12 protein-coding genes are annotated in these 22295 nt (G+C 40.9%); 10 read left to right on the forward strand and 2 right to left on the reverse strand.

Annotated features, from left to right (window positions below):
* The first annotated feature begins 11 nt into the window (after positions 1-11).
* Both G4420_RS06790 and G4420_RS06795 read left to right on the forward strand, forming a co-directional pair.
* Positions 12-3620, forward strand: a complete 3609-nt coding sequence (locus tag G4420_RS06790) for a family 78 glycoside hydrolase catalytic domain (RefSeq protein ID WP_163322778.1) — start codon at positions 12-14, stop codon at positions 3618-3620.
* A 111-nt stretch (positions 3621-3731) separates the two neighbouring features.
* Positions 3732-5402, forward strand: a complete 1671-nt coding sequence (locus G4420_RS06795) for a coagulation factor 5/8 type domain-containing protein (protein ID WP_163322779.1) — start codon at positions 3732-3734, stop codon at positions 5400-5402.
* Positions 5403-5498: 96 nt separating this feature from the next.
* Here the strand turns inward: G4420_RS06795 and G4420_RS06800 are convergent, their stop codons facing one another.
* Both G4420_RS06800 and G4420_RS06805 read right to left on the reverse strand, forming a co-directional pair.
* Positions 5499-6851: a sensor histidine kinase gene (locus G4420_RS06800; protein WP_163322780.1), complete on the reverse strand. Its 1353-nt coding sequence runs from the start codon at positions 6849-6851 to the stop codon at positions 5499-5501.
* Entirely contained in the window at positions 6848-8212 is a 1365-nt protein-coding gene (locus tag G4420_RS06805; RefSeq protein ID WP_163322781.1) for a sigma-54-dependent transcriptional regulator, read from the reverse strand. Before G4420_RS06805 ends, G4420_RS06800 begins: the two co-directional genes overlap by 4 nt.
* A 291-nt stretch (positions 8213-8503) precedes the next feature.
* On the opposite strand from G4420_RS06805, the gene G4420_RS06810 reads away from it, so the two are divergent.
* From G4420_RS06810 to G4420_RS06845, 8 genes are all read left to right on the forward strand, one after another.
* Complete coding sequence (locus tag G4420_RS06810; RefSeq protein ID WP_163322782.1) at positions 8504-9856, forward strand: TolC family protein; 1353 nt, start codon at positions 8504-8506, stop codon at positions 9854-9856.
* 50 nt (positions 9857-9906) lie between these two features.
* Positions 9907-11163, forward strand: a complete 1257-nt coding sequence (locus tag G4420_RS06815; RefSeq protein WP_246241558.1) for an efflux RND transporter periplasmic adaptor subunit — start codon at positions 9907-9909, stop codon at positions 11161-11163.
* A gap of 81 nt (positions 11164-11244) precedes the next feature.
* A complete protein-coding gene (locus G4420_RS06820) occupies positions 11245-11613 on the forward strand; it encodes a four helix bundle protein (RefSeq protein ID WP_163322783.1) in 369 nt (122 codons plus the stop codon).
* A 141-nt stretch (positions 11614-11754) separates the two neighbouring features.
* Entirely contained in the window at positions 11755-12453 is a 699-nt protein-coding gene (locus G4420_RS06825) for an ABC transporter ATP-binding protein (protein WP_163322784.1), read from the forward strand.
* An 87-nt stretch (positions 12454-12540) separates the two neighbouring features.
* Positions 12541-14889 (forward strand): ABC transporter permease, encoded by a 2349-nt coding sequence (locus G4420_RS06830; RefSeq protein ID WP_163322785.1) that lies wholly within the window; start codon positions 12541-12543, stop codon positions 14887-14889.
* A gap of 42 nt (positions 14890-14931) precedes the next feature.
* A complete protein-coding gene (locus G4420_RS06835; RefSeq protein ID WP_163322786.1) occupies positions 14932-17256 on the forward strand; it encodes an ABC transporter permease in 2325 nt (774 codons plus the stop codon).
* 48 nt (positions 17257-17304) lie between these two features.
* Entirely contained in the window at positions 17305-19698 is a 2394-nt protein-coding gene (locus G4420_RS06840) for an ABC transporter permease (protein ID WP_163322787.1), read from the forward strand.
* 82 nt (positions 19699-19780) lie between these two features.
* Positions 19781-22123 carry an ABC transporter permease gene (locus G4420_RS06845; RefSeq protein ID WP_163322788.1) on the forward strand — a complete coding sequence of 781 codons (2343 nt, stop codon included), beginning with the start codon at positions 19781-19783 and terminating at the stop codon, positions 22121-22123.
* Positions 22124-22295 lie beyond the last annotated feature (172 nt).

Consider the following 22295-nt stretch of genomic DNA (forward strand, 5'->3'; position numbering starts at 1 on the left):
AAAACCAGAAAATGAATAAAACTCGAATCTTACAAAAACATTTAACTGCATACCTGCTGGTAGTGGTTTTAGCTGCCATGTTTGGCTGTTCAAAAGAAAAGGTGGCAATTGATAAACTCACCGTTGAGTATATGCCAAATCCCTTGGGAATTGATGTAGAACTTCCACGCTTCGGATGGCAAATGGAAGCTCCCGAAGATCAATATGAAGTTTATCAGACTGCTTATCAGTTACAAGTAACGAGTGCCGATGACGAGCTTGTTTGGGATTCGGGTAAAGTGGACGATGCAAAAGCTTTGGCGATAGAATATGCAGGCAAACCTTTGAAAGCCGAGACAAGATATAACTGGACTGTAAATGTTTGGGATCAGAACAGTGAAATGCACGCGGCAAGTTCATGGTTCGAAACCGGTATGATGAACCCAAATATTGAAGCATGGGACGGCGCCCAATGGATTGGCGGAGGTGATGACGACCTTGTTTTCTTTGCAGATTATCAGTTGATTTTTGCATTGAAATATAAGGTGGCAATTGAAGAAGGAAGCACAAAAGCCGGTTTTGTTTATGGTGCTAACGACCTTCGTTTAATGGATAAATACAAAAATATTTACCAGCTCGAAAACAAACTCAACGAAAGTTATATTAAACTCGAGTTGGATATTTCAGACCTTGAAAAGTCGGCAAATGGATTGGCTAAATTGAATATTTATCGGGCCGGATACGCACCTAACGATGACGCAAATAAACGGTTTAAAACATATACGGTAAAATCCTCTGTAATCAATTCGAAGAATAAATATGCCCCTCATAATATCGCATTTAACAGTGCTTACGGAAAAATTACGGTAAGCATTGACGGAAAGGATGACTTTTTTGTAAGCAAAAAGACAGATGAGCCAAGTGGTGGAATGCCACAGTTTGGGCAGGGTAACAGTGGGGCAACCATAATCCTGAATCCAATAGGACACAATCACGATTATATTCCATTCGGAATGGTTTGTGATATGGGCTTCTCAATGGAGGCCGGACAAAAAGCTACTTTTTCCGATCTGGAGATTTTTAATGACCGGACACCAAATAATACACTTTTTAAAGAAGATCTTTCGGGCAATTATAATGGAATTTTCGCGGGTAAAGTGAAGGTGGAAAATGATGCGTATTTTGTTGAAGGAGGCGCGGCTGGTAGTTTTATTGTTGCCGATCCGAGCCGAAATGCGGCCCCCATGTTACGCACCGAATTCAATACAAAAAAAGGAATTGAAGCGGCCCGTTTGTATGTTACTGCCCGCGGTATTTACGAGGTGCAAATAAATGGAGAAAAGGTAGGAAACGACTATTATAATCCCGGGCAAACACAATACAACAAAACACATTTCTATCAAATTTATGATGTTACTGACCAACTTCAGGTAGGAGCAAATGCCATGGGAGCAATGCTTTCTGAAGGTTGGTGGAGTGGACTTTTGAGTTTTGGTGCCATATGGAACCATTTTGGCGACCGTCAGTCGTTGTTGGCAAAACTGGTAATTACCTACGATGATGGTTCAAAAGATGTGATTGTAAGTAACGATAAAGACTGGCAATTTTATAACGACGGACCAATACAATACAGTAGTCTTGATCTTGGCGAGATACATAATGCTGCGAAGGAGGAAAAAATTGAAGGATGGTCTGAGGCCGGATTTGATAATTCCGAATGGAAAACGGCTTCTGTTGTTCCAATTGAAGGAACTACTTTCGATGAAGAAGAAAGAGATTTTACAGGCGAGGTTACCCAGTTCAATTATGATGAAATGAAGCTGATCGGTCAGATTGGTAACAACGCGGGACAATACACCACATTAACGGCACAAAGCATGGAAGAAGTGCGGCCGGGTGTTTACGTATACAATATGGGGCAGAACTTTGTGGGTGTTCCAAAAATCGCTATTGAAAATGGTACTGCCGGCGATACAATGATTTTAAGATTCGCAGAAATTCTTTACCCTGATCTGGATGAATCCGGTGATAATGTAGGAATGATCATGACCGAAAATTACCGCGCAGCCATCAGTCAGGATATTTATATCATGAAAGACGGAGAACAGGTTTTCCAGCCAAAATTTACTTCGCACGGTTACCAGTATATCGAAATTACCGGTATCGATGAACCACTGCCATTGGAAGCTGTTCAGGGTGTTTCGATTAGTTCGGTGGTTGATCTTACTGCCGATTATAAAACTTCAAATTCAAAAGTAAATCAACTGTGGTCGAACCTTACCTGGTCGAATGTCGATAACTTTTTAACGCTTCCAACAGACTGTCCTCAACGTAATGAGCGCATGGGGTGGTCGGGCGATATCTCTGTTTTCTCGCGAACCGCAACATATATTTCCAATACTTCTCAGTTTTTGCGCAGACACATGATTGCCATGCGTGATGTGCAAAAAGCAAGTGGTAAGTTTACCGATATTGCTCCAATTGGCGGAGGTTTTGGAGGCCTGCTTTGGGGAAGTGCAGGACTAACAGTTCCATGGGAAGTTTATCAGCAATACAACGATGAAGCGCTGCTGGCTGAGCACTACGATGCAATGGTGGCTTATATTGAATATCTTGATAAGTCGATTGATCCGAAAACAGGATTGAGTAACGATGTTCAGTTGGGAGACTGGTTAGGGCCACAGAACAATCAGCTTGGGCCACAATTTCTGGCTACTGCTTATCATGTTTACGACTTATGGATCATTACAAATACTGCAGAATTGTTGGGAAAAGATCAGGATGTCAAACGTTTCGAAAACATGTATCAGGAACGAAAAGACTTTTTCAATAAGACCTTTGTGAACGACGAAGGAAAAACGCTTGGCTTAATTGGTGGTGGGGGTTTTGGTGCTCCAGGTGGTCAAAAAGCCGAGTTCAAACTGGCAGACACGCAAACCTCTTATGCGGTAGGTTTGGCACTTAACGCTTTTGATAAAGACAAGGAGCAGCAAATGGCGCAACAACTTGCCGAAAGTATTGAATGTAAGAATCTGGATGATGAAAGCATCAAACGCCCGGAATATTCATTAATGACCGGTTTTATTGGTACTTCGTGGGTGAGTAAAGCCCTTTCGGATTACGGCTATAACGAGCATGCTTATAAACTGTTACAAAATAGTCAGTATCCATCGTGGTTGTATTCTATCGATCAGGGTGCAACAACAATTTGGGAGCGCCTGAATGGTTACACCGTTGAAAATGGTTTTGGCGGGAATAATAGCATGAACTCGTTTAACCACTATTCGTTTGGTGCTGTTGGCCAATGGATGATTGCTTACTCGCTCGGTATTCAACGAGATGAGCCGGGATTCCAAAAGTTTATTCTTCAACCAACAACTGATCCAAGTGGCGAAATGAAATGGGCAGAAGGTTACTATGACTCAATGTACGGGAAAATTTACAGCAAATGGGAAGTAGAAGATGGTCAGTTAACTTACACTGCAACTGTTCCGGCCAACACTTCGGCTACCTTGTATTTGCCTGCAAAATCGGAAAATGATGTTATTGAGGCGAATGGTTGTGAACTGCTTAAGTTTGAAAATGGGAAAGCGGTTTATTCTCTGAAATCCGGAAAATATAGTTTCATTACAAACTTGTAACCTGAATTCCTGAAAGTTGATTTCGTCTATAGACGAAAGCTGAAAAAGAACACTAAAATGTATAAAATATACCTGAGTTTATTTCTTCTACTTCTTTTGAGTCAATGCAATTTGGCGGACAAAACGGAGAGCCATAATTATACTGATCTGGGCGAAAATGTATACCTGTTTTCACCCGAAATGGAAATTGGAGCTATCCAGCATTTAATCGATTCAGTCTACGCCATTCAAACAACAAATGAGAGTGAATTCAACGAGAATCGCTTTGCCTTTTTATTTCAGCCCGGCGAATATGAGCTCGATGTAAAAGTTGGATATTATACACATGTTATTGGGTTGGGTCAATCTCCCGATGATGTAATGATTAATGGCTCAGTAACGGCAGTTGCACCACCAACCTATAATGGTAGTGTACTCATAAATTTTTGGCGTGCAGTTGAAAACCTGGCGATAAATCCATCAACCGACTCGACCAACGTTTGGGGAGTTTCGCAAGCTGCTCCAATGCGCAGAGTTCATATAAAAGGTAATTTGCAACTTCACGATAATGGCGCTGCAAGCGGAGGATTTTTAGCCGATTCAAAAGTTGATGGGCAGGTAGTTTTTGGGGGGCAGCAGCAGTGGTTTTCACGAAACAGCGAATGGGAAAGTTGTAAAGGAGGCCTGTGGAACATGGTTTCTTTAGGCGTTATTGGAGCGCCTAAAACTGACTGGCCAAACAAACCATATCTTTCAATAGATAATACACCATTTGTAAGGGAAAAACCGTTTTGGACGATGAATGAATCAGGCGAATTGTGGCTTGAGGTTCCTGCATTAAAAGAGGAGACGAAGGGTGTTAGTTGGGGCGCTGCGAAAGAGAGCAGCAACAAAGAAATTAGTATTTCAGAATTTTATATTGCTCATCCAGAAGTTGATAATTCAGAAAGTATCAATGCCGCTTTGGCTAATGGGAAAAATATTCTTTTTACTCCCGGAATTTATTGGCTGAAAAACAGCATTGAAGTAACAAATCCGGGCACGATAATAATTGGAATGGGAATGCCATCGCTGATTCCTGAAGGAGAAAGTCCGGTGATAAAAATTGCCGATATTGATAATGTAACGTTAAGTAGTATTCTGGTGGATGCCGGTTTGACTAAAACAGATCAACTGATTCAGATCGGAGAGCCTGGCTCGGATTTGGATCACAGCGAAAATCCCACCTTTATTTATGATCTTTTCATTCGTGTAGGAGGTTTCCATGCAGGCACTACAAAAAATTGTGTGACAATAAACAGTAACAATGTTGTGGTTGATCATGTTTGGTTGTGGCGCGCAGATCACGGAAATGGTGTTGGTTGGGATGTTAACAAGGCGGCTAATGGTTTAACTGTTAACGGCAAGGATGTTACGATTTATGGCTTGTTTAACGAACATTTTCAGGAGTATCAAACGATATGGAACGGCGAAAATGGAACAGTTTATTTTTACCAGTGCGAAATGCCTTACTATGTGCCAACTCCTGAAGCCTGGCAACACGACGGCAAAAATGGATATGCATCCTATAAAGTAGCCGATCATGTTACAAATCACCATGCCTGGGGACTGGGTATTTACAACGTATTTTTTAATAGTGCCGCTATTGTTGATTGTGCCATTGAAGCTCCAGAGAATTTGGAACAAAACTTTCATCAGGTAACTACTATTTGGCTTGGTGGTAACGAGGGAAGTGAAGTTAAAAGTATTATTAACGGTAAGGGAGCTGCTGTAAATCAAAGCAACAGAAAGGCAACCTGGTAATGCTTGTGGTTTCGCATTCAAATTGAAAAATATAGTTTTCTAAAAATAGATAGTTTGGTTTGAGAGAGGTTGTTGGTCTGACAACCTCTTTTTTACCTAAAAAACAAGAACCGCCGAAGTATATTTATCAGGAACCGAGCTCATTTTCAGGCTGCCACTGTGCAATTGCATGATCTGCCTGGAAATGCTGAGTCCGATTCCCGAACCATTTTCTTTGGTGGTAAAAAACGGAACAAAGATCTTATCCATCAGCTCATCCGAAATTCCCGGACCATTATCGGTAACCGAAATGATAGGGTGTCCTGCTTCATTAACCGTTGCTATGATCTTGATTTTTGCATCCTTGTTGCCCTCGTTGGACTGATAGGCATTTTTTACGAGGTTGATCAACACCTGCGAAATCTGCTTTTCATCGGCATGTAACTCCAGTTCGGGAGGCACAACATCACACGATAACTCAACATGCTCGGCATTTTCGAACGAAGATGATAAAATCCGGATATGGTCGATGAGGTTACTTACCTGAAAGACTTTCTTTTCTGGAGCCGGAAGCCGTGTGATCTTCCGGTACGAATCAACAAAATTGATCAGTCCCTTACCTTGTTCGCGAATAACTTCCAGCCCGCGAATGGTGTTCTCAATCGTTTTTGTATTAATGTCTTCAGGAGATACCATTGCCCCGTTTTTGTAAAAATATCCGGCCAGACTTTCGGATAAAGAGGTTACCGGAGTGATTGAGTTCATGATCTCGTGCATCATTACGCGTATCAGTTTGCGCCACGATTCGAGTTCTTTTTCATCCAGTTGATTCTTAATATCATGCACCGAAATAAGCATCAACTCATCTTTGTCAGAAATAAATGAGTTCGACTTGATGAGCAACTGAAAGATGCCGCTTTTTAAATGTAAAGTGATCAGTCTTTGTTCTGAGGGGTGTATTTCTTTTATCGTCTGAAAAAGTTTGGGATCAATTCGCTCCAACTGGTTGATGTGGGTAAGAACATCCACCTCAAAAAGTTGTTTGGCAAGTTTATTCGAGTGCAGAATAAATCCTTTTCTGTTGAAGGTGAACATGCCGGTGGCAGCGTGTTCCAGCAGGGCCTGAAAATATTGTTCCTGCTTTTGGTTATCGAGATAGATTTGCTGAATCTGTGAGTTTACTTTTTGCAGGCTTTGGTTCAGGTCGTTTATAATTTTGTTGTTGACGTTATTCGGGAACCGAAGTGTTGAATCTTCGTTTTTTATGGCATCGAAAAAGTAAAATATGCGGCGATTGATTCGGTTCAAAAAATAGATGAGGTTAATAGTAACTCCCAAAATAAACAGGGTAGGAATGATGGCAAAAATGTACGCTTGCCGGTCAAATATCAGCCAACCTAAAAACAGGGCACCGGCCAGCAAAAGCAGGACTCTGACAAGAATTTTGACGTAAAGATTTTTACTGATCATAGCCCGTATTTTTTAATTTTATTGTACAGCGTTTGGCGTGTAATTCCCAGTTTATCGGCGGCCAGGCTCATATTTCCAGCATTTTTATCAATTGCTGAAACGATCATACGTTTTTCCATCTCTTCAATGGTTAGTAGTTCATCTTCAAACTTGGATGCAAATACTTGTTTAAAGAAAAAGTCTTCTGGTTTTAGCACCATCGAATCACTCAGAATTACTGCTTTTTCAATGGTGTGTTGCAGTTCGCGAATGTTGCCGGGCCAGTTGTTTTTCAACAGCTTTTCCTGGGCTGGCTGATTAATTTTTAATCCATGTTTTTCGTATTTCGAAGCAAACTTCTTCAGGAAAAAATCGGCCAGAACAATAATGTCGTCGCCTCTTTCGCGCAGCGGAGGAACTTCTATTTGAATGGTGTTAATACGATACAACAAATCTTCGCGAAACAAACCTTCAACAACCATATTCTCCAGTTTTTTATTGGTGGCACAAACCAGCCGGATATCAACCGGGATGTGTTTATCAGAACCTAAGCGCATAAACTCACGGTTCTGAATAGCTGCAAGTAATTTGGCCTGCAGATGAAAGGAAAGGTTTCCGATTTCATCGAGAAACAGCGTTCCCTTGTGAGCCGTTTCGAATTTGCCGGCGCGGTTTTCGCGGGCATCAGTAAAAGCACCTTTTACATGGCCAAAAAGTTCGCTTTCAAAAAGTGTTTCGCTAATGGCGCCCATGTCAACACTCACCATCACTTCGTTTCGGCGTTGCGAAAGGTGGTGTATTTCGCGTGCAATCAGTTCTTTTCCGGTTCCGTTTTCGCCGGTAATCAGAATGTTGGCATTGGTTTTTGCCACTTTTCGAACCATGTTCATCACTTGCGTAAGTTGTGGCGACGAGCCAATAATAAACTTCTGATCGCGGTTGAGTTCCTGTTTTAAACCGGCCTCTTTTTGCCTGAGTTTGCCAACTTCTGTTTTCGAGAAATTAAGCTGGACAGCCGCCTTAATCGTTGCCAGCAGTTTGCTGTTGTCCCAGGGTTTTGGCACAAAGTCGGTAGCTCCCTGTTTCAGTGCTTTTACGGCCAGTTCCACTTCGCTGTAGGCAGTAATCAGCACTACCGAGATATCAGGATAACTCTTTTTTATCTGTTCGAGCCAATATAAACCTTCGTTTCCCGTGTTAATTCCGGCTTTAAAATTCATGTCGAGAATGACAACATTGTAGTTGCCTGTTCGCAGCTCATTGGGAATGAGGTTAGGATTGGTAATTCCTTTCACTTCATCAAATTCCTGCCCCAGCAAAATTTCCAGGGTGCTGATAATGCTTTTGTTATCGTCGACTATTAAGATGTTTCCTTTTGGCATAGTGTACAATATTGATTGCCTTTCCACCCTCTGACTCCCTGAAGGGAGAATCGGAAAGGCTCTGTTTAAACCAACCACCTTAAGTCCCCTTTCGGGGATTTAGGGGTAAAAACTGATGGATCAAAATTAGACCAAGCCAAAAACAATTCCAATCAACTGTAAAAATATTTTACAATTTTCTGTAAATAATTTTAACGTTTTCAGAAAAGGGTGATTTGTAAAGTTCACGAAATCAGCATGAAAGGTTTGTGGCATTATAATGGCACGGGGAGTAGAAACAATTTTTACACGATGATAAAGAAACGAATAGTTCTCATTATAATTTTTTATTTGATTATAGGAAATACGGTTCAGGCCCAGCAAAAATGGAGCCTGAGCCAATGTATTTCTTATGCCATTGAAAACAACATTAATTTAAAGGAATACGAGATTCTTGAAAAACTATCGCTGGAAAATGAGCAACAGGCCAAACGCAATATGTTGCCGGGTATTGAAGCTTCAACCAGGGCAGGTTTAAGTTTCGGTCGTTCGGCGGACCCGAATACCAACGATTATATCAATACAGAGTTTTTTTCCAGCAGCTTCGATTTGGGGTCGACCATCGCTGTTTTTGACGGATTTCGTATTCAGAACCTGATAAAATATCAGAAATTCAGAAAACAGGCCTCGGAATACAATCGGATAAATGCAACCGACGATTTGGCGTTTAACGTGATGGTGGCCTTTTTTGATGTGGTTTATTATAAAGGAATGCTCGACATTGCCAACGAGCAGGTAGAAGCCTCAAAGCTAAGTTTGAAAACAACAGAAAAAAAAGTGGAAGTCGGTTTAAAAGCCAAGACCGACTTGCTGGACATGCGCGCCAATCTGGAGCGCGAAGAACTCAACAAAATTCAGATTGAAAACACCCTGGAAACAGCGACTTTGAAACTAAAGCAGTTGATGAATCTTATTTCTGCTGAGGAAATGGAACTGGTAGATGAATCGTCGGTGGTTATAAACGAACAAGTGGCTCAACCGCGACAACTTTTTGAACAGTACACCGGTTGGTCGCCCTATTACCAGTCGATTTATGCGAACGTGAAAGCTACGGAAAAAGGTCTTGCTTTAAGTCGCTCGGCACTTTATCCGTCGATTTACGCCAGTGGCTCGATCGGTACCGGTTTTTACGAAACCAACACCGATGCCGATGGTAACACCCTGGCATTTAGCGATCAGTGGAAAAACAACAAAAGCCAGTATCTGGGAGCCTCATTAAGTATTCCGGTTTTTAGCCGGTGGAGCAATCGTTCGGAGGTGAAAAAGGCAAAACTGGAACTGGAACGTGCCCAAAATAACCTGGACGATGAACGTCAAAAAATGTTTTTCGATATGGTGAATGACCTTACAGAATTGGAAGCTTTATACAAAGAACACAGTCAGTATGTAAAGCGCACCGAGGTTGATGAGCTGGCTTTTCAGGCTGCTGAAAAGAAATTCGACCAGGGACTGATTGACATTAACGATTACTACATAGCTAAAAACCGCTTGGCAAATACTCAGAGTCAGGTTTTACGCTCGCGCACGCAGTGGGAGATAAAAATGAAAGTATTGCAGTTTTACCGGGGACAGCGGTTTTGGGAATTGGACGAAAGTGCTCAGTAATCAGTAGCAGTTGACAGAAAATTAATTGAAAAAAGTAAAAGACCATAGATATGGGAATGGATAAAAAAATTGAAAAGAAGAAAGGCTTAAAAGCCAAGCACATTATTTGGATTGTTGGCGGATTGGCGTTTGCCTTTCTGTTGTATAAAGTGGTGTTAGGAAGCAGCGGTTCGGTATTTCGTGCCGAGAAAGACAAGCTGACTATCAGCTCCGTAACCGACGGCGAGTTTAACGATTACATTACCGTAATTGGCCAGGTGGAGCCTATTACAACCATTTTCCTCGATGTGGAAGAAGGCGGAAAAGTTGAAGAGATTTTTATTGAAGAAGGCGAGATGGTGAAAAAAGGTGACGTTATTCTTCGTTTGAAAAACAACGATCTGAATACCACAATTATGAACAGCGAGTCGAATATGGCCTATCATTCCAACGAACTTAGGAATACACAAATTGCCATTGAGCAGCAGCAGATCGGTAACCAACGTGCCAAGTTGCAGATCGATCTTCAGGTAACACAGGCCGAGCGAAAATACAAACAATATGAGGCCTTGTTTGAGGATGATCTGATTGCCCGCGAGGACTACTTACAAGCCAAAGAGGACTACGAACTGGCACTTAAAGAAAAGGAGTTGACCTACCTGAAATTTGAACAGGACTCGATTTTCCGTGCCAACCAAAAGAAAAACATGGACGAGAGTCTGGACAATATGCGTGATAACCTGGCAATGGCGCGCCTGCGTTTAGATAACCTGAATGTAAAAGCTCCTGCCGACGGTCAGTTGGGCTTATTAAATGCTGAGATCGGGGAGTCAATCGCCCGTGGACAGCGAATAGGTATGGTGAATATTTTAACCGACTTTAAAATCAATGCACTAATCGACGAGCATTATATAGACCGCGTGCGTCGTGGCCTGAATTCGTCGTTCGATCGTGGTGGTGAAAACTACAACCTCACTGTTAAAAAGGTATATCCTGAAGTGCGCGAAGGTCAATTTGAAATCGACATGATCTTCGAAGGGGCAAAACCGGATAACATCCGCACCGGGCAAACTTATCATACAAAATTACAGTTGGGACAACCTGAAAAAGCGGTGCTGATTCCCAAAGGCGGTTTCTTTCAAAGTACCGGCGGCCAGTGGGTTTATGTGCTGAACGATAACGGAACGGAAGCCGAAAAACGCAGCATCCGTATCGGGAAACAAAACCCACAGTATTACGAAGTGCTGGAAGGTTTAACACCGGGCGAGAAAGTGATTACTTCCAGCTACGATTTGTTTGGGGATAACGATAAGATTGTGTTTAAGTAGGTGCAAAGGGCTCGGAGGAAAGCGCTAAGCGATTCGTAGAACATTCAGCTGTTGTAAGTAAGAAACATTAAATATTTCGACATGGCACATTTTAGGTTTATGGATTTAGACATCTGGAAAGAAGCTATTGTTTTAAATGACGAGCTTTACGATTTGGCAGAAATCCTGGAGCAGGCAAAACATTTTCGAGCAGCCGAACAATTAAGGGCAGCATCATTAAGTATTTCTAATAACATTGCTGAAGGTGCCGGTTCTTTTTCTGACAAAGATTTTGCTAATTTTCTAAAGTTTGCCCGACGTTCAGTTTTTGAAACAGTTAATATTACTTATGTCACTTATCGTAGAAAATTTATTACCGAAGATGAGCTCAATAAAAAGCTTGATGACATGGATAAACTAAGTAGGAAAATAACAAATTTCAGAAAGAAGATTCTTAGCGCAGAGCGATAAGCGCATAGGGCATAGCGAAAGAAGCCAGTAACATATAAAAGCATCTTATAGTTCTAGGCATTTGGGGCATTGCCATTATTTTTCGCCATGCGCCACGCTCTCTGCGCCCGCAAATTGATTATACAACAAAACAAAAATATCATGATAAAGACAGAAAATCTAACGAAAGTATTTCGCACCGAAGAGGTGGAAACCAGTGCATTGAATGAGGTAAGTTTACATGTAAAAAAAGGTGAATTTGTGGCCATCATGGGACCTTCAGGTTGTGGAAAATCAACCTTGATGAATATCATCGGGTTACTGGATAATCCTACCGGCGGTGAATATTATTTTGATGGTGCCGAGGTTGGTCAACTAAAAGAACGCAACCGCACCATGTTGCGCAAGGGAAACATCGGTTTTGTGTTTCAGAGCTTTAACCTGATCGATGAACTGAACGTTTACGAAAATGTGGAACTTCCGCTAATCTACCTCAAACTGAAAGCCCGTGAGCGCAAAGAAATGGTAGAGAAAGTACTGGAGCGAATGAAAATTGCGCACCGCGCCAAACACTTTCCGCAACAACTTTCGGGTGGACAACAGCAGCGTGTGGCCATTGCGCGTGCCGTAGTTGCCAATCCGAAGCTGATTCTTGCCGATGAGCCTACCGGTAACCTCGACTCGAAAAACGGTTTGGAAGTAATGAACCTGCTTACCGAACTCAACAGAGAAGGAACCACTATTGTAATGGTAACGCACTCGCTACACGACTCTGAATTTGCTCACCGCGTTGTTAACCTGTTCGACGGTATGATCATTACCGAAGAAGTGAAAAAAGAAATGGGAGAGATTCTGCTATAAAAAAGAGCAGGACGCAAAGAGCCATGAGCAGGGAGAGCTGTTAGCGCTATGCTCTCTGCATCGTGCCCCTGACAAAATCGAAAAGCCATGAAAAATTTACGATTTATATTCAGAATGTTTCGGCGAAATCCCTTGCTGGTTTTTGTAAACCTGCCCGGATTGGCCATCGGATTAAGTGCAGTATTGCTGTTGTCGGTTTACCTGAAACACGAGCTAAGTTACGACCAGCATTTTCAAACTAAAAACAATGTTCTTCGTCTTTACAATGCAGTTGCCGAAAATGGAAACACCACTAATTACGCCATTTGTTTGCGCAAAGCTTACACCGAAATTCCATCGCGGGTTCCAGAAATAAGATCGGCCACTCAGATTTATAATGGCTGGAACACTACAGCAGAATTTGAGAAGCAAAAATTCCCAAACGTGCATATGTTGTTTGCCGACAAAGATTTCTTTGATGTGTTCGGACTAAAGTTGATTCAGGGAAACACCGATGATGCTTTGGTGGGTGAAAACAACGTGGTTATTACGCGGTCAACGGCACTGAAGGTATTTAATACCGAAGACTGTGTTGGCAAGGTTTTGAATGTTTCGGAAGAGCCGGCCACGGTAACAGGAGTGATAAATGATTTACCCAATAACACGCACTTTAATTTCGATTTGCTGTTATCGATGCAGACTGTTCATCCTGAAAACTGGGGAGGGCTGGAGTTTTACACTTATTTCAGAATTGATGAAAATGCCGATTTGGCTTCAGTTGGAGAAAAAATAGCCGCTGCAAACAACAAGCTTATGAAACCGTGGGGTGAGCCATTCAACCTAACTGTGGAAACAGGGACCGAACTTCTGGCCGATTTACATCTACATACCGTTGTTGATTTTGATCTTTCGCCAAAAGCCAATTTAACGCACGTGTTTATTATTGCCGGCATTGCCTTTTTGGTGCTGCTTATTGCCATGGTAAATTACATAAATCTGTATGTTTTGCATGGCGAAAAGCGGATTGCCGAAATTGCTTCAAGAAAATCGTTGGGCGCAACGCAAAGCACGTTGAGTCGTTTGTTCTTTACCGAAACATCGGTGATCAGCCTTTTGTCGTTTGTGCTGGCGTTGGGACTAACAGCACTTGTTCAGCCTGCGTTTGCCGGTTTAATGAAAAGCCAGATTGAGCTGTCGGACATGTTCTCCTTATCCGGCATTTTACTGGTTTTGGGAATTCTTGCCATTCTAATATTGGTTTCAGGTGCTTATCCAAGTTATTATTTGTCGAAGTTAAACCTGGTAAATGCGCTAAAAGGAAAGACCTCTAAAGTCAAACGAAAAAGCACCTTATCGCGCATTGCCGTTATTTCGCAGTTTTCCATATCGGTTTTTCTTATTAGTGCGCTGGTAATTGTTTTTGCCCAGGTGAACTATTTAAAGGAAGTGCCACTTGGTTTTAATCCCGAAAACGTAATCGGTATTACCAACCTGAATAACGAGGTGCGAAGAAGCGCGTCGTCTATCGCTGATGAATTGTCGCAACTGGCATTTGTTGAAGATGTGGCGTCTTCCGATCATGCAATGGGACAAGGCTCAAGCGGACAGGGAATAAAGAAGTACGGAGCTCCCGGAAATTTTAAAAGTATTGATGAATACCGTGTACATCCCGGATTTGCAAAAACCATGCAGATGGAATTGGTCGACGGTCGTTATTTTAATAATTCGGAAGCAGATAGAAAGGCAGTAATTCTTAATGAAGCGGCGGCAAAAATGCTGGGATCCGATGTAAAAGTGGGCAGCCTGCTCGATATGTTTGATGAACCTTTAACGGTAATCGCCATTGCTAAAGATTTTTACTACATCGATCATCCGGGGGCACCAATTGGGCCACTAGTTCTTACCAATTACCGAGGCAATGTAAACAATATGTATGTGCGAACAAAAGCAGGAGCCACACCGGCGCAACTGGCACAAATTGATGAGGTGATTAAAAGTTATTCGCCGGAATTGATCATCAGTAAGTTTCAGTTAACCGATGTTTACGCCAATAAATACACCAACGAAGAGCGTATGATAAAACTGGTTACTACCGGTGCCGGACTGGCGATTATCATCAGTTTTATTGGTTTAATGGCGCTGTCGGTGTTGAATGTAAACCGACGACGAAAAGAGATCGGAATCCGAAAAGTGATTGGCAGTACCGAAACACAGGTTGTTCGCGAGTTGCTTAAAGAAACGTTTGTCCTGGTGCTTATTGCTATTGTTATCGCTTTTGTAGGCAGCTATTTTACCATGCATCAATGGTTACAACATTTTGCAAACCGCGTTTCCATCAGTCCTGTATATTTTCTGGTTAGCGCTGCTTTTGCTCTGTTTATAGCGTTTATGGCAGTTAGTTGGCAAAGCTGGCGAGCAGCTACGCGAAATCCTGTTGAGGCACTCAGATATGAATAATTAAAACAAAACCAAATATAATCACCCTTACAATTAAATTTTATGAAGCATTATTTCTTAACGATTTGGAGTTCGATACGAAAAGCAAAACAAACCAACTTTTTTAATTTAATAGGCTTGTCCGTTTCGTTTGCTGCATTTGTATTGTTGTCGATTTATTTGTGGAATGAATTTACTTTCGACCAATACAATAATAATTACAAGCAAGTATACATGCTTGAAATGAATTCGGATGAAAACGGAGAAAATGAATCGAGTTATTTTCTGCCAAATCCGATGGCCGATTATTTTGCGGAGAACATTCCGGAATTGTCTACGCTTTGTTCGTTTGCCTGGGGAGCCAATACTTATTCTTTGCAAAAGGGTGGAGAAGCAAGCGTGAATCTTGCAACCAGGGCAGTTGATTCCACTTTTGCCCGGATGTTCGATTTGCGAATGAAATTCGGAGACCTGAATACCTTGGCACAAAATGATGGTATTATTCTTTCTGAAACAGGAGCTAAAAGGTTATTCGGGAATGAAAATCCGGTTGGAAAAACCATCTATGCCAATTTTGAAACGCCTTATATAATTGAAGGAGTATTTTTTGATCTTCCACAAAATAGTTCGTATCACGAATACGATGCTTTTTGCTCTTTCCCAACCGCTTCCTGGGCAACCAATTGGTCGGAATACAGTTTTAATCACTATTACCAATTACCCAAAAATGCTTCCGTATCCGAGGTGATATTGAAAATGAATGAATCGCAAGGCGTAAAAGATTGGAAAGAAAATTCGACTGAGGATTTTTCCTTTAGTTTGTTACCAATAAAAGAAAAACATTTTAATAAACAATTGGGTAGTGGGAACCTGCTTTTTACCCGCTCGCTGGTTGTAGTTGCTGTATTACTGCTATTTATGGCCTTTGTTAACTACCTGAATTTTGCCATTGCCAATGCTCCAAAACAACGTAAAGCAATCAACGTTCGTCAGGTTTTGGGAGAAACGAAAAAGCATTTATTGTTCTTATCCGTTTCAGAGTCGGCATTTATAATTACCCTGGCGTTTATCGGAAGTATCGTGCTGAGTTCAGTGGTGACTTATTTCTGGCCGGATATTTTTTCGTACGAATTTCATCTGAAAAATTACGTTTGGATTTTTGCCTTATGCTGGTTATTGGTCGTTCTTTTAGGAGCTCTAATTGCGGTGATACCGTCCCGAATGAATGGAAATATGGCCCCTGCAAGGGCTTTAAGCGGAAATGTGCCGCAAGGTCAGCAACGTAATTTCACCGGAAAGGTTTTAACGGTTCTGCAATTCGGTATTTCAATTTTTCTGATTATTGGTGTGTTGTTTATTGAAAAGCAAGTTCGTTTTTTCAAAAACTACGACCTGGGCTTTGATAAAGAAAACATTGTGGTCGTTGATATTCCTCAGTCGATACAAGAACACGAAGATGCGTTTGTAAGTGAATTAGTAAAGAATGGTAATATTACTGATTATGCTTTTTCTCAATTTGTACCCGGTGGAGTTGGAATGGGCTGGGGGCGCGACATAGATGGTAAGCGTGTAAGTTTTAAGTGCTGGCCGGTTGACGAGCGCTATATGAATTTTATGGGATTTGAGATTGTAGATGGCAGGGCATTTTCAGAGAATCTTAAGTCGGACGAAAATAATTTCATAATGAATGAGACTGCCCTAAAAGATTTTGGCTGGGAAACCGAATATTTGGGGAAGCAGATTCCGGGATTTGGCTTTAGCGGTACTTTAATTGGTGTTGTAAAAGACATGAAATATGCATCGTTAAGAGAAGAAGTTACACCCCTGGCATTTTGGCTCACTGAAACACGCCACAATAAACTCAATGTAAAAATATCAGGGCAAAATGTCTCTAATACAATTGCGCATATTAATGACGTTTATAGCCAATTCGAGAAAAAACGTACGTTTAATTATCGTTTCCTTGATGAACAGCTAAACAGCATGTACAAAGCTGAGGAGAAACAAGCACAACTCATTTCTATATTTTGTATTATATCAATCATCATTTCGGTTATTGGAGTTTTAGGATTGGCAATTTTATTGTCAGAATACAGAATAAAAGAAATTGGAATACGAAAAGTGAATGGAGCCAATATCGGCGAAATTATAACGCTGCTAAATAGTGGTTTTATTAAATCGATTTTAATTGCCTCAATTATTGCTTGCCCACTTGGTTACTACGCCATGAATAAATGGCTCGAAAATTTCGCCTACAAAACTTCGTTGAGCTGGTGGATATTCGCTTTGGCAGGGTTACTGGCTTTGGGAATTGCCTTGTTAACGGTTAGTTGGCAAAGTTGGCGAGCAGCCACAAGGAACCCTGTTGAGGCACTCAGGTATGAGTAAATCAATTTTGAACATTTGGATGAAGATGTAAATAGAAACCGGAAAACTATGTCAAAACTGAAAATACTATTTAGGAACTTACTAAGACGAAAACTGTCAACAACCTTTACTATCGCTAGTTTTATTATCGCCTTTTGCTGTGCCGTTTTGGTCTATCTATACGCAACCGATGAGTTTGCATTCGATAAGTACAACAGCAAATTTGGGCAAATTTACCGGTTAAATGTTAAATCTACTGACGGTACAGGAACGGTTAACTGTTCTTTCCCGGGAGTTTTTAGCGACAACCTTGGTCCGGTAAGCGGAATCGGGAATTATGCTCGTTTGCAGATTGGATCCGACGAAAGGTATATCTCTGTCAACAACGAACCGTTCGTTGAAACAGACATTTTGTACGGCGATCCTGATGTCCTGAAAATTTTCGACTTTCAGTTTTTGGCAGGAAATCCGGATAATGCGCTGGAAGCTCCTTTAAACATGATTGTCACCGAGTCGATGGCCAAAAAATATTTCGGTAATGAAAATGCGAAGGGCAAATTCATTCACCTAGACAACCATGATTTTACTATAACCGGGATTGTAAAAGATTTACCGCCTCAATCGCATTTTAAAATGAACATGTTAGTGTCAGTTTCAAGCTATAAGGTATTGAACAGCAACTTGCTCACGAAATGGTACATGACTGCATTTAACTACTATTTTATGATTCCTGATAACAGTAATATCGGTGGAATCGAAAAGCAATTAGCAGACATTTTTGCCACAGGCCATGAAATTGCTAACAATGACCGGAAATTTGAAATGTACCTCGAACCGCTGGGTGACATTCATTTACAATCGGTGGGAACGCGCTGGGATAATGCAATAAAAGGGGATTATAAAGTTGTTATCGGATTAATAGTTATAGCTTTTTTGATTTTGGGAATAGCCATTACCAACTATATCAATAATCTTACAGCTACATACCGAAAGAAAATAAAGGAAACGGGGATCCGAAAAATTAACGGGGCATCGCGTTTTAAGCTAGCACTTGAGCAGGTAATGGAAACATTCATCCTGCTGGCAGTATCGCTGCTCGGGGCAATTGTATTGACAATGTTTGTCCTACCTTATATTAATGCATTAGTCGGCAAATCCATTTCTTTTAATTTTTCTTTGGTTGTTTTCCTTGCAATACTGCTTCTGGCAACCATTCTGTTTTCTACAGTTTATCCTATTTTGTTCTTTAATTCGTTTAACCCATCGGATGCCATTAAAACCCAAGGAGGAATTTTAAAACGGAAGAATAAAAAACAGCAACAACGAATCCGTGGTTCGTTTGTCATTTTTCAGTTAGGCATTGCTTCTGTATTAATTGTTGCAAGTATTGTAATCAACAATCAGTTGCAACTTATGCTTAATGCCAAAATTGGTTTCGACAAAGAAAATGTACTTATTATAACCAACCCGTATAGTGAAAATATGCAACAACGGTATGTGCGGTTTAAATCGGAGGTTTCCAAAATACCATTGGTTAACACAATTGGAGTAACGCAAAATGCTCCTGCAGGTTACGTCAATAATTATTCGCCCGGAAGATTGCCAGGGCAGGATAAAAGTGAAAGCCAAAATATTGCCCAGATTGTAATCGATCACGACTTTTTAAAAGCCGTGGGTGCAAGGTTTACAGAAGGTCGTAATTTTGATGTAAACAGAGAATCAGACAAGAAAGATAAAATCATAATTAATCAATCGGCTGTAAAATTGTTCGGCCTGCAAAATCCGGTTGGCCAAAAATTGGCTGGCATAAACAACGCTTTTACCCCGGATGGCGAGCTTGAAATTATTGGGATTATTGATGATATGCAGTATTTTACATTGAGGGAAACGTCCAAGCCTATCATGTATTTCATTCGCGATTGGGGGTACTCTAATATTATCGTCAGACTTAATAAAGGAGATTATTCACAGGCTATTACCAACATAAAAAACGTATGGAATCAGATTGCTCCTGAATATCCTTTTAGTATGCAGTTTATGGATGACAGGATTAGTGCTAATTACAAATCTGAAATCAACACTGCCAAAATTATTACAACATTGTCAGGAATTGCCATTTTTTTGTCTGTTCTCGGAATTTTTGGGATGATTTCATTTACCATTCAAAACCGTACCAAGGAAATCGGCATCCGAAAAGTAAACGGAGCCAAAGTTTCGGAGATCCTTTCAATGCTGAATAAAGACTTTATAAAATGGGTTGCTATTGCTTTTATGATTGCTACACCCGTTGCCTACTACGCCATGAATAAGTGGCTCGAAAACTTTGCCTACAAAACCAACTTGAGTTGGTGGATATTTGCCCTTTCCGGCGTGCTGGCTTTGGGAATTGCGCTTTTAACTGTTAGCTGGCAAAGCTGGCGTGCAGCAACGCGAAATCCTGTGGAAGCTCTCCGATATGAGTAACAAAGCTTGCAATGAACCATTGTATATGAGATTACTGGCAAGAAAAAATGTATTAAAACACACAGATAAAAGAATTTGAAAGATGAAGAAATTGCGCACAATTATTATCCGTTTTATAAAACGAAATCCTTTGTACACCTCCATTAATTTTACCGGGCTGGTTATTGGATTTGTTTGTGTTGTTTTTATTGGTCTTTGGATAAAAAATGAACTGAGTTACGACAGGTTTCATAAAAATGCCGACCAGATTTACCGCGTTCATCGGTACTTCTACGATAATAACGGAACCGAAAATCTTCATTTGCCATATGTGGCACCACCCGTTGCTCCGTTACTGAAGGACGAATTTTCGGAGATTGAAAACATCGCACGGGTGTCTCATTCCGGAATGCTATTCCGATTGAACGATCAAAAGGTAGCTGAACCCGATGTTTGTTTTGCCGAACCCGATATTCTGAATATTTTCTCTTTCGAGGGGATTTCTGCCGATAACAATTTGCTAAACGAACCATTAACAGCTGTGGTCTCTGCAACTATTGCCAGTAAGTATTTTAACAATGAGTATGCCGTTGGTAAAACAATGGAATTTTTCGATGAAAATGCCAATAGCTATAATTTAAAAGTTACCGGAGTTTTCGAAGACTGGGGGCAAAACAACCATTTCCGACCTGAGATTATTATTTCGTTTTCTACCTATGCAAGTGCAGTTGGCGAGAGCGAATTACAAGATTGGGGCAGCAATAATTACGAAACATTTGTGTTGATGAGGAATGCACCTCGGCAATTGGATTCACGCCTCGATGAATTCATAAACAAACAATTTGAGAACGGAACCAGTTGGACCAAAATAAGGATGGAAAAATTAGCTGACATACATTTCAACTGGTATGGAAGCCGCTCGAGTATTTATGTGTTGTTGTCGATAGCTGTTTTAATCCTGCTATTGGGAAGCATCAACTACATCAACCTGAACACGGCCATTTACACCAAACGAATTAAAGAAATTCATATTAAAAAAGTTATTGGTGCAACAGCCAAACGCATCTTGTCGTTACTAATGCTCGAATCTGTTTTGTTCTGCATTGTGTCGTTAATTGTTGCACTGCTAATCGTAAGTGTGGCCATTCCTTATTTGGCCAATCTTTTTAACAGTAACCTGACATTTTCGGTGGGCGAAAACCTGGCGCTGATAGCTGTATTTTTTACACTCTCCATTTTTATCGGATTGATATCAGGGGTGTATCCGGCCAAAATATTACTTACCAGTAAAAAATTTAATTCCACACCAGGTAAAATGTCGTTTCGAAACGGGATGGTTATTTTCCAGTTTTTCGTTTCAATTGCCCTGATTATGTCTTTCCTGACAGTGAATAAACAGTTAAATTACCTGCAGACAAAAAATCTTGGACTCAATCAGGAGAATGTGATAACCGTGAGTGCATCGCCCAATCATATTGAAAAGCTGGATGTGCTCCGCAATCAGTTAACTAAAAACCCGAATATTATTGATGTTTCCGGTTCAAAAAGAATTCCATCGCAACGTTTGGCCGACAGTAACCAAATGAAAGCTTCCAACAATGGAATAATGGAACCGCTTGGTTTTCGTGTAGCCAATATTCGGGGCGACGAACATTTTGTTCCAACCTATGAAATGAAACTGATTGCGGGGAATAATATTAGCCCTCAGATAAAAGAAGAAAAGGAATATTTGGTAAACCGTTCGGCTGTGGAGAAAATTGGCTGGGAATCGCCCGAAGCAGCAATCGGGCAGTTTGTTGAGTACGGAGATGAAAAAGGCAGAATTGTTGGCGTGTTGGAAAACTTCAATTACGAATCTTTGCACAATGCTGTTTTCCCGATCATTCTGTACAAGGATGCTTCGAGCTACAATCGCATTTCAATACGCGTAACACCAACGAATCTATCAAACACAATAGATTTTATAAAAACTACGTGGGAAGAATACGATTTGGCAGGTTCTCCGTTTTCCTATCAGTTTATCGACGAACGGTTTGAACGATTATATCAATCGGAAAAATACACCAAAACAATATTCACCTGTTTTATGGTGCTGGCTATATCAATCGCTATTTTGGGATTAATCGGTTTATCGCTATTTGTAATGGAACGACGTACAAAAGAAATCGGCGTGCGAAAAGTAAACGGTGCCAAAGTCTCGGAAATCCTTTCAATGCTGAATAAAGACTTTGTGAAATGGGTTGCTATTGCTTTTGTAATTGCCACGCCAATTGCCTGGTTTGCCATGAATAAATGGCTCGAAAATTTTGCTTACCGAACAAACTTAAGCTGGTGGATTTTTGCATTGTCCGGGCTGATGGCATTGGGAATTGCGCTGTTAACCGTTAGTTGGCAAAGTTGGCGGGCAGCTACAAGGAATCCGGTGGAAGCACTGAGGTATGAATAAGTTTTGTTTTACCCCAAACCCCTAAAGGGGCTTATGGGAGCGAGTATTGAACAAGATTTTGTGAAGAACATGAAATGTAAAATTTTAAAATAAGTAACAAGTCAATCGGAGATGAAACAAGTCCCCTTCAGGGGATTTAGGGGTGAAGAAACTTGGTGTAAATTAAAAAACA

It is taken from the genome of Draconibacterium mangrovi (genome assembly GCF_010586825.1).
In the GTDB taxonomy this organism is placed as follows: Bacteria; Bacteroidota; Bacteroidia; order Bacteroidales; family Prolixibacteraceae; genus Draconibacterium; species Draconibacterium mangrovi.